The following is a 12,308-nucleotide window of genomic DNA, read 5'->3' as shown; positions in this document are numbered from 1 at the left end:
GACCACTCACTCTGCCAGTCCGGATTCCTGCAGAAGGGTCAGCACGCTCTTCACCAGCGCCTCTCGTCCGGTCAGGTCGAACGGCAGGGTGTCGCCGACATCCAGCATCGTGTCGAGCCGCTCCTCCAGGCCGACCAGGAAGCGCATCTGGTCGAGTGAGCTGACGACGATCCGGTCGGGTTCCGAGTCGGCCGGGACGTCGCGGGCCGCCGCGAGCTGTCCGAGAAGGTCGTTCACGACCACGGTGATGTCTTCCATGGCACTCACATCTCAGTCGGGGTGTCGGCGGTGATCAGGTCCGGGTCCGCGGGAGCCGCCTCTGTCGGCAGCAGACCGTGCGCGAGCAGGGCGTAGGCCAGCCGGTCGAGACCGATGCCGGCACAGCAGGTGGCCTCGATCCCCGCCGCCTCGCGCAGCCCGAAGGCGTCCGCGAAGACTTCGCCGTGGGCGTTGACGCTGGCCACCGACAGCTCGCCCTCGGCCAGGGGCACCCGTACCTCGAACTTGCTGCCGTTGAGCAGCTGCGCGTCCCTGGACAACGAGGGGTCGTCACCGAAGAAGGCGTCGGAAGCGCTGACCACCCGGTGCGGCAGACCGAGAGACACGAAGAAGCGGCAGAAGGAGTCGAGCAGCCGGTCGAACTCCGCCCGCACCTCCTCGCTCCGCCCGAGGCGCACGAGTTCGAACATCCGGAACTCCGCGAGCCGCGTCGCGTTGTGGTTGTGCGCCTCGTGCCGGAAGACCGGTCCCTCAATGGCGAACAGGTCCGTGCCGTGACGCCGGCGCAGTTCCAGCGCGTTGGAGTAGACGTGGTAGCAGGTCACCGGGTTGAGGACGAGGTCCGACGGTTCGTAGAACGAGGCGAGCGCCTCGCTCTGTCCGGGCCGCAGCCGGGAGACGGTGACCCCGTCCCAGTAGTCCGGTCTGATCCGGGACACCGCGTTCACCAGGTTGGGGAACTTCCGGTAGTAGCCCGCGCGGAGCAGGACCTCGCGCGGGATCTGCGCCGAACCGGTGAGCCGTGGCGCGTCGAAGTCGGCGGCGACCCGTTCGTACACGAGCTGCCGGGTCCGTTCCAGGGCGTCGTTCCACTCCGGTCCCTGGAGGTAGGTGCCCCCGCTGATCGCGATCCGGTCGTCGGCCGGTGGCAGACTTACCGGCCGCGCGGCCCCGGCGGCGGGTCCGTGCTCCGCGATCACACGGACGGGTACGTCCCGGTGCCCGCGCAGGAAGTGCCGGACGATGTCGCTCAGTTCGAGCTCGGTGAGACTGCCGCCGACCTCGACCAGGACGCCCTCGTCCTCTTGGCGCACCAGGACGGCGTCGGAGCCGTAGTAGAAGGCGAGCGCCTTCCGCAGTTCATCGGCGGACGCTGCCGTGACAGCACGTTTGTGGTGATAGCGCACCAACACTGTGCACCTCTCTGGATGCGAGTCTGTCTCGGACGGTCAGATGCGGTGGCGCATGGGGACCCAGTCGGTGAGCACGATGGCGCGCTCACCGGGCCCGGCGTCGGGCCCCTTGCGGATGGGGCCCACGTAGTGGCTGACGAGATGGTCGGTCACGGCGTAGGTCTCCAGTGGCCGGTTCATCTGGAACTCCGCGAGCCGGTCCGCCGGGGGCACGTCCTCCGGCTGCTTGCCCCGGTAGGCGGGCGTGGCGATGACGTTGTTCCCGCCCTCGGCGTTGTGCTTGTAGATCAGATGGGCGAAGACATAGGGCTCGCCGTCCTGGTGGAGCTCGTTGGGCGAGGAGACGGCCTCCCTGCCGTCGTCCTCGATGTGCAGCTTGATCAGGTGCACGCCGACGAACAGCGGCCAGACCCGGTCGTCCTCGCTCCAGCGGGTCTGCTCGAAGTCGAACTGGACCATGTCGAGCAACAGTTGGTTGGCGCACGACTCGTCGGAGATGGCGGCCAGGTCGCGTACGACTCCCGGGTACTCGGGGTTGTGGTCGCCCTGGTAGTAACCGTGCATCCCGTTGCTGCGCTGGGACTCGGTGGCCGGCATCCAGCTGAACTCCCTGGACCAGGGCAGGAACAGTCCGCGCGCGTAGCGGCGGTAGCGTCCGGAGCCCGGCGCGTAGGGGTCGGCGGGCAGTTCGTCGTACGCCGCGCGCAGGGTCCGGTAGTTGTCGTCGTTCTCGGTGATGCCGAAGTGCTCTGCCAGGTCGTACCTTGCGTGTCCGTTGATGGACAGCTCTGTACCTGCTGTGGGCATGACGAAGTCCCCCTGTGTGGAAAGGCCCCTTTGACGAGGTTGCGGACGGTGCGGTGGTGGGCGGACTTCAACTGCCGTCGGGAGTCAGCCAGATGCCGAAGAGGTGGAGATCGGGGTTGACCGGGAGCTCCAGCCGGGTACAGGGCGCCGGTTCGGAAAGTCGTACGGTGGCCAGCCAGATCCGGGGCTGTGCCTTGCGCTGGGTCCGGCCGCCGATGTCGTAGAGGAAGTCGGCCTCGGCGAACAGGGTGCTGTCCTCGGCCGGCTGCCGGGACAGGAAGTCGGCCAGCCTTAACCGGACCGGAGTGACGGTCCCGTCGTCGCCGTGCAGCCGGAAGACCCCGGCGGTGGTTCCGCCGGACGCCACGCCCGCGACCCGCACCGCGGTCACCCGCGCGAGTGCGCCGACGTCCACGGTCTGGCCTTCGCACGCCACGTTGTCCGGTTCACCCTCGCCCCACTGGGCGGGGAGCCCGAGGGCGGTGGCAGCGGCATCGAGTCCGCTTGTGGAGAAGGCGCGGCCGAAGCCGTCGAGCCCCTCGGCCACGATCAGCGAACGGGCGAGGCACCCGGCGTTGTTGCGGTGCGGTGCGAGATCGAGGGCGACGCCGTCCACGAGGGGCGGAAGGGGGAGCGGTGTGTTCATGGGGTGGCTCCCGACCTGCCGGTCCGCGCGCCGGCCGCCTCCAGATTCGCCGTGGCATCAGCCAGCCGCGATTCCAACTGCTTGCGGAAGGTTCCGGCGCGCGGATTGGCGGCGCCCATCGCGCCCAGCCTCATGATCAGGTTCCGGATCGCCAGTACGTCGTCCGCGGCAAGCTCCACGTGCTCGTACGGGACCGGCGAGTCCGTTTCCGCCCGGAGGTGACGGGCGAACCAGCGCAGCGTGTGGTGGTACCACCACAGTCCGAGCGGCAGCCGCTGTCCCAGGCCCCACCCGGACTGGCCGGCGGTGCTCGCGCGCCCACGGGAGGCGACCCGTTCCAGATAGTCGTCGAGCCCGTCCCGCAGGGCGCCGACCAGCTCGGTGCCGCTGAGCCACTCGCTCCCCGGGCCGGTCAACTGCCAAGCCAGCTGGGATGGTTCGTAGGTGAACGGGTCGGCCGCACGCAGCTCGTACCACGCCTGGCCCAGGTCACTACCGTGCATCGCCGCACGGAGGTCGGTGGCCGGGATCTCGCCGTCGAAGTGGATGACGTCTCCGAGGTCCCTGATCCCCACCGTGCCCTCGTCGCGGTCCGGGCTGTGCAGCGCGACCACGTGCAGTGCATGGATGCGGCCCTGTCCGGGCCAGTAGTGGGGAAGGTGGAAGTAGTCGGCGGCCACCGCGATCGTGCGGCCCTCGTCCAGGGCGTGCTCGGCCTCCCGCCAGTCCTCCGCCGCGCCGACGGGGTGACGCACCAGCGAGTAGCCGCTTCTGCGGAGGGACTCCCCGAGCGGCTCGACCGGGTCTGCGAACTTCAGCAGTCCCTCGTCGTCGAGGCGCGCGGAGGTGGCGGCATTCCTGCCGAGCGCGGCAACCGGGTCCGCCGTGGGGTCCACGGACCTCAGCACGGCCGCGAACGACGAGTGGTAGCAGCTGGGATCGGTGAGCTGTGGACTTTCGGACACTCTTCTCCCACCTCGGTCATGCGGATGAAGGGCAGGCGGAACCGTCGCACGGAGGATTGGGGGGTGTGCGTCGCTGATCTGTGATCGCGTTACCGCTGTCACAAGACACTACGGGCCGGGCATGGGGCCGACAACCAGCCGATTCGGGTATGGCTACCTGAGCGTTAACCCTGCCGCTCCACCAGGCCGCCCCTCCGTCTCCCCCGTGCGCGGGGGCGGTGTCCGGGTACGCCGACGAGCCCCCGGCCAGTCGTGGCCGGGGGCTGTGAGTCCGGTGAATCGGGGGGCGGTGCGTCGGAGGTCGGTGCGTCGGTGCTTCGGTGCTTCGGTGCTTCGGGACGTGTCAGCGTCCGCGGTAGGGGGTCTCGTGCTGGGGGCCGTCCGTGAGGAACGCGGTGACGGCACGGCGGTGGTCCTCGGTTCGGGTGACCTTCGCCGCCAGCGCCGGCAGCATCCTGTCCGCCGCCGGCACCCCGCCGTCCAGGAAGGAGCGCACCACCGCCTTGGTCGCCGCGTGCGCCCGCGTGGGACCCTCGGCCAGACGCAGCGCGTACGCATGGGCGTCGGCGTGGAAGGTCGACTGCCCGAACAGGGCGTTCACCACGCCCCACTGGGCCAGCGTCGACCCGCGGTACAGCTCACCCGTCATGACGAGTTCGCGGGCCCTGGAGGGTCCGGCACGCTGCGCCAGGCGCTGGGTGCCGCCCATCGCCGGGGTGAAACCCACCCGCTGCTCGACGAGTCCGAACCGGGCCCCTTCGGTGGCGACCACGAGGTCGCAGGCCAGGGCCAGTTCGAAGGCGGCGGTGAGCGTCAGCGAGTGTGCGGCGAACACCGTGGGACAGGGCAGCCGCTCGAGCTCCTGGGTGATACCCATCCGTTGGCGCCAGAACTCCTCGGCCTCGGCCGGATCCATCCGGGCGAAGACGTCCACATCGACGCCGGCGCTGACGACGCGCCCCTCCGCCCGGACGAGCAGGGCTCGCGGCGGATCGGCTGCGAGCCGCCGCACGGCGTCGTCCCAGGCACTCCACATGGCCGCGTCGAACAGATTCAGCGGCGGGCTGTCCATCGTCAGCACGGCCAGCGGACCGTCCCTGGTCAGCCGCAGCGGCCCGGCCGTGTCAGCGGACCCGGCCGCCGCCCCGGGTGCGGCTGTCACGACGGGTGCGGCCGCCTCTCCCGGCCCGGCTGTCACGACGGGCTCCGGAAGACGGCGATGGCGTTGTTGCCGCCGAACCCGAAGGCGTTGCTCTGCACGTACCGCATCCCCGGCATGGCCAACGGCGCACCGGTGACCAGGTTCATGCCGGGCTCCACATCCGCCGGATCGACGGCTGTGGGCGGGACCAGCCGGTGCCTCAGGCTGAGGCAGGCGGCGACCGCGCCCGCGGCTCCGGCGGCCCCCATGAGGTGGCCGATGGTGCCCTTGACCGCGGTGACGGCCGCCCGCGGGTACTGCTCGGCGAACAGCTCCCCCTCGATGGCGTCGTTGGCCCGGCTGCCCGTGCCGTGGGCGAAGATCACGTCGATGTCGTCCGCCTCGAGCCCCGCCTCCGACAGCGCGAGGCGGTGGCAGGCGGCGACACCCGCGCGGTCGGGTGCGGTCGGGTGGCTGGCGTCGTTCCCTACGGACGAGGCGAGCAGCTCGGCGTACGGTTCCTGCCCGTCCCGCAGGGCGCGCTCGGTCTGCAGGACCAGGATGCCGGCCCCCTCCGACGGTGTGACGTAGCGCCTGCTCCTCGTGAACGGGCGGCACGGTGTCGGGCCGATCGCCTGGAGGCTGCTGAAGCCGATGATGTTCTTCACCGAGTACGGATCGCAGCCGCCCACCACGGCGACGTCCGTGACACCGGCCCGGAGCATCTCGATGGCACAGGAAAGCGCCACGTTGGCCGAGGCGCAGGTGTTCTGCACGACGAACGCCGGGCCTGCGGCGCCGACGGAGCGGGCCACCCCGTCGGAGATCGAGCAACTGCGGAAGCTGTCCGCCCCGGCCCCGCGGCCGGCCACGGCGTCCTCCAAGGCATCCGCCTGACCGTCGCTGGTCCCGACGCACACCAGGGCATTGCGCAGGGTCTCGTCACCGGGGCGCAGACCCGCGTCGGCGACGGCCTCCAGAGCGGCGTACTCCGCGAACAGCGACGCCGTGCGCGCCGGGGCGCCCGCGGGCAGGCCCAGACGGCGCAGAGCGGTCTCGCGGGCGTCCTGCGGCACGCGCCCGCCGAGCACGCCCGGTTTCATCCCGGCGTACTCCGGCGCCAGCTCGACGAAACGGGACGTGCCGGTGCTCAGGTCCTTCCAGAGGGCGTCCGCGCCTGCGCCGGCGGGTGAGATGGCCCCCAGGCCGGTGACGTACAGCCGGACCGGTGTGCTGCTCACCGAGACCTCCCCGGATTGTGGCCCGGATCGGTGTCCGGTCCTGTGGTGTCGGCGTGGGTCACGGTCACGGCGGCCCGCCGGTCGCCGTCCCGGCACTCCAGTCGGGTGCTCGCGCCGGGCGCCAGCTCCCGCAGTGCCGTGAGGAATTCGGCGAAGGCGAACGCGCCGTTACGGTCCCGCCCGCCCGGCGGGTCCGCGTCCGTCGCGTCGCGGTGGGACGGGCCGGCGAAGTCGAACCGGGCCGTGTAGGTGTCGCCGCGCTCGAACCGGGCGTGCACGACGCCGGGCCGGCAGGAACTCTCGGTGCCGTGTGCGCGGACGTCCTCCAGCGCCTGTGCGGAGTATGTGTCCCCCACCAGCACGTGGCTGGTGGCTGAGCGGCCGGTCGCCAGGGCCGAGAGCGTCTCCCACAACGCCATCACCGGCGTCAGCCGGCCGGCGTTGAGCGTCATGTTCCGGCCCTTGGCACCGATCTTGATGTTGGTGAACGCGGAGGCCGAACCGGACGTGGCGTTGGGGAAGACCTGAGCCGACAGCATCCGGCCGCGCTCCATCCCTTCCTGCTGCAGCCGTGCCAGTGCGGCGGAGTTGCCGTACTCGGTACCGATGACGACGGTGTCGTCACCCGGGCCGGCGGGCGCGTCGCTCTTGAGCACGAGATAGAGGCACAGCCGGGTGAACCAGTCCCTGAACTGGTCGCCGCCGGTTCCGATCACGTCGTGCAGATCGGACGGCAGCCCGGTGAGGTCGCCGGTGTGGTCCTTGTGCTCCGGGGAGCACAGGGTGACCTCTCTCAGAGTGAATGTGAACATTGCCCTCTCCGAAGGTGGTGCGGGCCGGTGCGTGGCGGCTCAGCCGGCGGCCAGCCGTTCGGCGTGGTGCTGCAGGTCCGTGACGGTGAGCAGTTCACGGGAGAAGTCGTCACCCATCTCGATGCCGAGTTCCCCCTCCACCTGGATGATCACGTCGATCATCTTCAGTGAGTCGATCGCGAGGTCGGCCTTCAGCTCCTGGGAGCCCTTGATCTCGAACGAGTCGGGCAGCTCGGCGACCCGCCGCAGTACTTCGGCGATGCGGTCGTCCACGATTTCCGGCATGGTGTCCCCTCCGGGGCGAGTCGGCGTTGGAACGGGCCGTCGGACGGCCCTCAGAGTTCGGCGTGCAGGGCCCATTTGTCGCCCTGCACGGAGACCGCCCCTGGCAGGGCGGTCAGTTCGGGTTTGAAGAGCGGGGCCGCGTCCATGGCGGGCTCCCAGGTGGCCAGCCGCTCGTCCTGGGGCACCTCGACCCGACGGCCCTTGGCGAGGTCGTTCACCACCTTCAGCAGCAGCCGCACGCCGAGCGGCGCCAGGTGCTCGCGCCACAGGCTCTGCGCCGTCGAGCCCGGCGGCACCAGGACGTGCTCCTGGGCCGCGATGGGTCCGCCGTCGGTGCGTTCGGTGAGGTGGTAGACGGTGCCGCCGGTCGCCTTGTCGCCGTCGCGGATGGTCCAGCGGATCGCGTCGCGCCCGCGGTGCAGGGGCAGCAGGCTGGGGTGGTATCCGATCGTGGCGACCGCCGCCCGGGCCCTGGTGTGCCGGCCGATGAAGGCGTGGGAGTGGGCGGCGACGATGATGTCGACGTCCTTCGGCACGTGCATGGACCGCAGTGCGTCGGCGTCGGTCCAGGGAATGTTCCTGGGCAGCGCCCAGGAACGCAGCCTGTCCCAGGACAGCGGGTTGCTCTCGGTGCTGTGCCCCTTGCGCATCCGGGGCGCCGCCACTCCGGAGAGGGAGTGGCCGCCCTCCTGAAGGGCTTCGGCGACCTGGACGGCGAAGGCGCCGCGTCCGGAGACGAAGATGTTCACGCGGGCTCCTCCGCAACCGCCGCCATCGGACGTTCCACCACCGCACAGGACCAGGTGAACCCCGATCCCGTGCCGAGGACCAGCGCCCGCTCCCCGGGCTCCAGCAGGTCTCGGTCCATCAACTCCGCAATGCCGGCGGGCAGATCACCCGCGCCGAGGTGCCCGGTGGTGCGTCCCACGTCCAGCATCTTGGCGGTGGTCACGTCGCCCAGCAGGGGCAGGTACGAGGACTCCAGCGCATCGGTGCGCAGCCTGGGCAGCACGCACCAGCGCAGGGCCGGATCGTCGCCCGGCACCCCGGCCTCGGTGAGCGCCGCCGTCACCACCGAGCGCAGACTGTCCTGCTCGATCTCGCGGAACCCGGCGACGCCGTGCTCGCGCAGGTACGCCTTCTTGGTCCGGCGCACATCGACCTGTTCGCCGTTGGAGCGGGCCGCGGGCGAGAAGTCGTCCTGGCCCCGGTTCATCTTCTCCAGCTGCGACGCCGCACGCGAGGCGATGGCCAGCAGGCTGAGTCCTCGTGGCGTCTCGGCCGTGCCGGTGCGGCACAGCAGCAGGGCGCTGGCGCCGTCGCCGTAGGAGACTCCCAGGTCGCCGCGCCAGCGGTCGAAGCCGGGCGCGCAGAACCGGTCCGCGGTGGTCACCAGGGCGTGGCTCGTGCCGGCGTCCGCGAGCAGGTGGGCGGCCGCGGTCTGGAGCGCCGCACCGCCGCCGTTGCAGATCTGCTGGATGCCGATCGGCAGGGCACGGGCGGCTCCGAGGCGGTCCGCCACGTAGTGGGGTGCCGACCAGTAGTCGTGCCCCTGGTGGTAGGCCCAGGCGTGCAGCAGCAGGTCCAGTCGCCCGCCGTCCCACCCCGCGCTTTCGAGGGCGGTGGTCGCGGCGTGCACGGCCATGTCGGGTGGGGCGGTGTCGTCCGAGACGGCGACCGAGTCGTACCCGGCCTTCTGCGGGGTGCTTCCCACGTCGGCCGCCGATTCACGCCGGGGCGGCAGCCAGAGTCCGGCCGCCGCAATCGTGATCCGGGCGTCAGTCTTCATGTGCGTGCCTCCAGACACAGAATGTTTGAGCGCCGGCCGGGAGTTCCGCACCGCCGTCGTGCTCGGCGGGGGCGAAGCGGTGCTCGATGACGCGGTACGGGGCGGCCCCGGCCAGGGCCACGGCGGCGCCGCATCCCGCCGGTGCCGTCAGGTCGCGCACGCGCCAGGGGCCGGGCAGCCGTCCGGCCGGATCGCTGACGAGCAGGCCGGGTCCGGTGCCCGCGGTGGGCAGGGCGAGCCCCTCGGCCAGCCGGGCTCCCACCGCCTTCACGCATGCCTCCTTGCGGGTCCACAGCCGTACGAAGAGAGGTCCGCCGTGCGGTCCGCGGCGGCGGACGGCCGCTCCTTCCGCCGCGGGGAAGTGACGTGCGGCAAGCGCCGTTGTGGACCGCCCCTCGTGGTACTCCAGGTCGATGCCCACGGCGCGCCGTCCGGTGAGTGCGAACAGCGCGTGCCCTCGGGAGTGCGTGAGGCTGAAGCGCGGCGCCGGTCTGCCGCGCGGCGCCAGGGCCTCGGGCTTTCCCCAGGTCCCGCTGCGCAGCCGGACGGCACGGGGCGGAACGCCGAGCCGGTGGCCAAGGAGCAGCCGGACCGCCCCGTGGGAGACGGTGAACCGGCTGCGGGCCAGGTCCCCGGCAAAGGATCGGCGGCGCTCGGTCTCCTCGGGCGACAGCAGCTGCTCCAGTCGGTGCACGGTGGCGGCGGACGGCTCGTCGAGGTCGATGTGCCACACCTGCACCACGTCGGGGTTCTCCACGTTCATGAGCGGACGCCCTCCGCCGTGGCGGGCGGGCAACCGGCCGGGTCGAGTGATCCACGCAGGAGGGCTCCCGCGACGTTGAGCCGCTGGATGTTGCCGGTGCCCTCCATGAACTCCATCCCCAGGGCGTCCCTGGCCCACTTGTCGAGCAGTGGATGGTCCAGCCGGGCCCCCGGGCCGAAGAACGTCAGGGACTCCTGGGTGACGTCCTCCGCCAGCCGGGCCGCGGCGGCCTTGGCCGCGGAGGCGAGCGCACCGTCCGCAGGGTTGTGGTCGACGGCCGCGGCGGCCCGGTGCGTCAGCCGTCGCACCGACTCGATGCGTGCACCGATCGCGTCCAGCCGGTGCCGTGCCGTGCCGTGGAGCGCCGGCCGCTCGTCCCGTACGTACTCGTACGCGGCGCGCGCGAGTCCGACGCCCATCGCGGCGACGACGGTGCGCAGACCGTTGAAGGCGGTCATCCAGCCCCACATGCCGCGCCGGGTGGCGGGCAGGTGCGAGCCGAGCAGGCGGCTGCGCGGGATCTCCACGTCGTCGAAGGTCATGGTGCCCAGAAGGCCTCCGAGTCCGACCGTGGCCAGGTGCGCGGCGGTGAATCCGGGGGTCCCGGTGTCCACCAGCACCGACCGGATTCCGAGCGGACCGGGACCTGTGCGCGCCACGACGACGCCGGTGTCGGCCCGTGCGGCGTTCCCGATGAAGGTCTTCGTGCCGTTCAGCCGGCAGGGCTCCGAGTCGTCGGGGGAGACGGTCAGCTCCGCCTGCACGCCGGCCCCGTCCGAACCATGGGCCGGCTCGGTCATCGCGAGGAAGGTCCAGGAGGGCCGTCGCTCGACGAGCCGTCCGTAGAACCACTCCTGCTGCGTCCGGTCGCCGAGGCGGGCCACCATCGCGCCCGACAGCAGACAGCCGGGGGCGGCCAGGACGAGGCCCATGTCGCCCCAGGCGGCCTCCTCGAAGAACACCGCCTGGTCCATGATCCGGGTCAGGTCGTAGCGGCGGCCGTCGGCGGTCGGCGGGAAGGGGTTGAACTCCCTCGGGACGCACAGCGTCGCCAGCCGCAGCGGCAGCTCGAGTCCGGCGAGCCGGACCACCGTGTCGGGGTCCCGCTCGGCCGACAGCGCGTGGGAACGCAGCTCGGCGGCCGCTCGCCGGGTCTGCTCCCGCAGGGGGCGCCACGGGTCCAGGTCGGTCACCGGCCGGTCTCCGTCGTCGTGCGCAACGCGTAGACGTCGCCGAGCAGTTCGCTGAGGCAGGCGTACGCCCCCGGTCCCGTGGCGAGGAACCCGGCGGCGCCGAACGACCTCAGCAGGATCCGGTCCGCCCGGCCGAGCTTGCGGTGCAGCTCGGCGACAGCGGCGGGGCCGAGCCGTGCCTCGTCCAGCATGCCGTGCACTTCCAGGTGCTCGATGGTGACGTCGGCGAGCGCGCCTCTCAGCAACTGGTGCTGGAGCAGCGGGGTGTCGCCGAAGGACCGCTCGCGCAGGTGCGTGAGAACGGCGTCGCGGAGCCGTTCGGACAGTCCCAGCCGCAGCCGGAGCAGTCCGAGCTGCCAGCCGTCTCCGGGGCCGGGGTCCGCGGGCGGGCCGGCATCGGCGGGGCGCGGGGGCGCGCAGCGCAGTGCCACGATGCCCAGCTCGGCCAGGACCGGCGCGCCGAGGGGGTACGGCCCGGCCCCCGATCCGGCGGTGAACTCCGCGAACTCCCCGTTCTGCCAGGTCCGTCGGGCCGATGCCACGCGTTCGGCCGAGGCCACGGCGTGGCCGGAGGGGCCGCACACGAGCGCATCGTCGGCGACCGCCGCGTGCAGTCCGTCCAGCGCCGCGCGCGGCTCGTGGTCACGGGCGGCGCGGTACGGCCCGGGCGGGCGGGTTGTGGTGCTGTACGCGGCTTCGGCCCGCGTCATCGTTGTCCGCTCTGTTCGCCGACGTAACCGATCAGGCTGGCGACGGTCTCGAAGCCGCCGGCGCCGAACGTGTCGGGGTCGAACTCCGTGTCGAGGTCGTCCTCCAGGCGCAGGAGGAGCTCCAGGAAACTCGTCGAATCGAAGTCCAGGTCCTGGACGAGACGCGCGTCCGGGGAGAGGGTCTCCGCCGGCCGCTTGAGCATGTCCGCCAGTGCCGTGATCACCACGTCGGCGACGCCGTGCGTGCCCTGTGAACCGTTGGCGACAGTGTGCGAGGCCGTTTCGTCCATGACGGTGCCCCCCTTTCCTCGACCGGACCCAGCGGTGTGACAGGACAACGCTCGCCCGGGACACCGCAGACCGACAAGGCTCGTAAGGACGCACCACAGACCTGACGGGATAGGCATACCCCAAGGAGGGCTGCCAATCCTGGCGGGAGTGCTGAACGCTGGGGTGGTCACTGTCAGACCGCACTGAGAGGGACCTCGTGTGCAGAGGCCGTTGGCGTCTGCGCTGTCCGCCATGACGGCACCCGACATCTGAT

General features: G+C 71.6%; 15 protein-coding genes. All 15 read right to left on the bottom strand.

Annotated elements, in window-relative coordinates:
• Nucleotides 1-6: 6 nt before the first annotated feature.
• Nucleotides 7-258 carry a hypothetical protein gene (locus OG521_21700; GenBank protein WUW23251.1) on the bottom strand — a complete coding sequence of 84 codons (252 nt, stop codon included), beginning with the start codon at nucleotides 256-258 and terminating at the stop codon, nucleotides 7-9.
• A gap of 5 nt (nucleotides 259-263) precedes the next feature.
• The gene (locus OG521_21695) at nucleotides 264-1,406 is read right to left on the bottom strand and encodes a hypothetical protein (GenBank protein ID WUW23250.1); all 1,143 of its coding nucleotides are present in this window, start codon (nucleotides 1,404-1,406) and stop codon (nucleotides 264-266) included.
• Nucleotides 1,407-1,448: 42 nt separating this feature from the next.
• Entirely contained in the window at nucleotides 1,449-2,219 is a 771-nt protein-coding gene (locus OG521_21690) for a 2OG-Fe dioxygenase family protein (protein WUW23249.1), read from the bottom strand.
• Nucleotides 2,220-2,286: 67 nt separating this feature from the next.
• Nucleotides 2,287-2,865, bottom strand: coding sequence for a hypothetical protein (locus tag OG521_21685; GenBank protein WUW23248.1), 579 nt, complete (start codon nucleotides 2,863-2,865; stop codon nucleotides 2,287-2,289).
• The gene (locus tag OG521_21680) at nucleotides 2,862-3,830 is read right to left on the bottom strand and encodes a BtrH N-terminal domain-containing protein (protein WUW23247.1); all 969 of its coding nucleotides are present in this window, start codon (nucleotides 3,828-3,830) and stop codon (nucleotides 2,862-2,864) included. Before OG521_21680 ends, OG521_21685 begins: the two co-directional genes overlap by 4 nt.
• Before the next feature lie 343 nt (nucleotides 3,831-4,173).
• On the bottom strand, nucleotides 4,174-5,028 hold the full coding sequence (locus tag OG521_21675) for an enoyl-CoA hydratase/isomerase family protein (protein WUW23246.1): 855 nt from the start codon (nucleotides 5,026-5,028) through the stop codon (nucleotides 4,174-4,176).
• Entirely contained in the window at nucleotides 5,025-6,212 is a 1,188-nt protein-coding gene (locus tag OG521_21670) for a hypothetical protein (protein WUW23245.1), read from the bottom strand. Before OG521_21670 ends, OG521_21675 begins: the two co-directional genes overlap by 4 nt.
• Nucleotides 6,209-7,024, bottom strand: a complete 816-nt coding sequence (locus tag OG521_21665; protein WUW23244.1) for a hypothetical protein — start codon at nucleotides 7,022-7,024, stop codon at nucleotides 6,209-6,211. The genes OG521_21670 and OG521_21665 overlap by 4 nt, the downstream gene beginning before the upstream one ends.
• A 39-nt stretch (nucleotides 7,025-7,063) precedes the next feature.
• Nucleotides 7,064-7,309 (bottom strand): acyl carrier protein, encoded by a 246-nt coding sequence (locus OG521_21660; protein ID WUW23243.1) that lies wholly within the window; start codon nucleotides 7,307-7,309, stop codon nucleotides 7,064-7,066.
• Between the two features lie 50 nt (nucleotides 7,310-7,359).
• Nucleotides 7,360-8,058 (bottom strand): formyltransferase family protein, encoded by a 699-nt coding sequence (locus tag OG521_21655; GenBank protein ID WUW23242.1) that lies wholly within the window; start codon nucleotides 8,056-8,058, stop codon nucleotides 7,360-7,362.
• Nucleotides 8,055-9,098, bottom strand: coding sequence for a ketoacyl-ACP synthase III family protein (locus OG521_21650; GenBank protein ID WUW23241.1), 1,044 nt, complete (start codon nucleotides 9,096-9,098; stop codon nucleotides 8,055-8,057). Before OG521_21650 ends, OG521_21655 begins: the two co-directional genes overlap by 4 nt.
• Entirely contained in the window at nucleotides 9,088-9,861 is a 774-nt protein-coding gene (locus OG521_21645; protein WUW23240.1) for a 4'-phosphopantetheinyl transferase superfamily protein, read from the bottom strand. The genes OG521_21650 and OG521_21645 overlap by 11 nt, the downstream gene beginning before the upstream one ends.
• Nucleotides 9,858-11,054, bottom strand: coding sequence for an acyl-CoA/acyl-ACP dehydrogenase (locus OG521_21640; protein ID WUW23239.1), 1,197 nt, complete (start codon nucleotides 11,052-11,054; stop codon nucleotides 9,858-9,860). The genes OG521_21645 and OG521_21640 overlap by 4 nt, the downstream gene beginning before the upstream one ends.
• The gene (locus tag OG521_21635) at nucleotides 11,051-11,764 is read right to left on the bottom strand and encodes a hypothetical protein (GenBank protein ID WUW23238.1); all 714 of its coding nucleotides are present in this window, start codon (nucleotides 11,762-11,764) and stop codon (nucleotides 11,051-11,053) included. Before OG521_21635 ends, OG521_21640 begins: the two co-directional genes overlap by 4 nt.
• A complete protein-coding gene (locus OG521_21630; protein WUW23237.1) occupies nucleotides 11,761-12,054 on the bottom strand; it encodes a phosphopantetheine-binding protein in 294 nt (97 codons plus the stop codon). The genes OG521_21635 and OG521_21630 overlap by 4 nt, the downstream gene beginning before the upstream one ends.
• Between the last annotated feature and the right edge of the window lie 254 nt (nucleotides 12,055-12,308).

The sequence above is a fragment of the Streptomyces sp. NBC_01463 genome (assembly GCA_036227345.1).
Taxonomy (GTDB): Bacteria; Actinomycetota; Actinomycetes; order Streptomycetales; family Streptomycetaceae; genus Streptomyces.
The sequence above is the reverse complement of the archived record's forward strand: the minus strand, read 5'-3'. Positions and strand labels throughout refer to the sequence as shown.

What these genes read in the sequence shown, in the direction of transcription:
- OG521_21635 (WUW23238.1), bottom strand. Translation starts at nt 11,764, where the DNA reads ATGACGCGGGCCGAAGCCGCGTACAGCACCACAACCCGCCCGCCCGGG.
- OG521_21700 (WUW23251.1), bottom strand. Translation starts at nt 258, where the DNA reads ATGGAAGACATCACCGTGGTCGTGAACGACCTTCTCGGACAGCTCGCG.
- OG521_21665 (WUW23244.1), bottom strand. Translation starts at nt 7,024, where the DNA reads ATGTTCACATTCACTCTGAGAGAGGTCACCCTGTGCTCCCCGGAGCAC.
- OG521_21645 (WUW23240.1), bottom strand. Translation starts at nt 9,861, where the DNA reads ATGAACGTGGAGAACCCCGACGTGGTGCAGGTGTGGCACATCGACCTC.
- OG521_21660 (WUW23243.1), bottom strand. Translation starts at nt 7,309, where the DNA reads ATGCCGGAAATCGTGGACGACCGCATCGCCGAAGTACTGCGGCGGGTC.
- OG521_21630 (WUW23237.1), bottom strand. Translation starts at nt 12,054, where the DNA reads ATGGACGAAACGGCCTCGCACACTGTCGCCAACGGTTCACAGGGCACG.
- OG521_21690 (WUW23249.1), bottom strand. Translation starts at nt 2,219, where the DNA reads ATGCCCACAGCAGGTACAGAGCTGTCCATCAACGGACACGCAAGGTAC.
- OG521_21650 (WUW23241.1), bottom strand. Translation starts at nt 9,098, where the DNA reads ATGAAGACTGACGCCCGGATCACGATTGCGGCGGCCGGACTCTGGCTG.
- OG521_21685 (WUW23248.1), bottom strand. Translation starts at nt 2,865, where the DNA reads ATGAACACACCGCTCCCCCTTCCGCCCCTCGTGGACGGCGTCGCCCTC.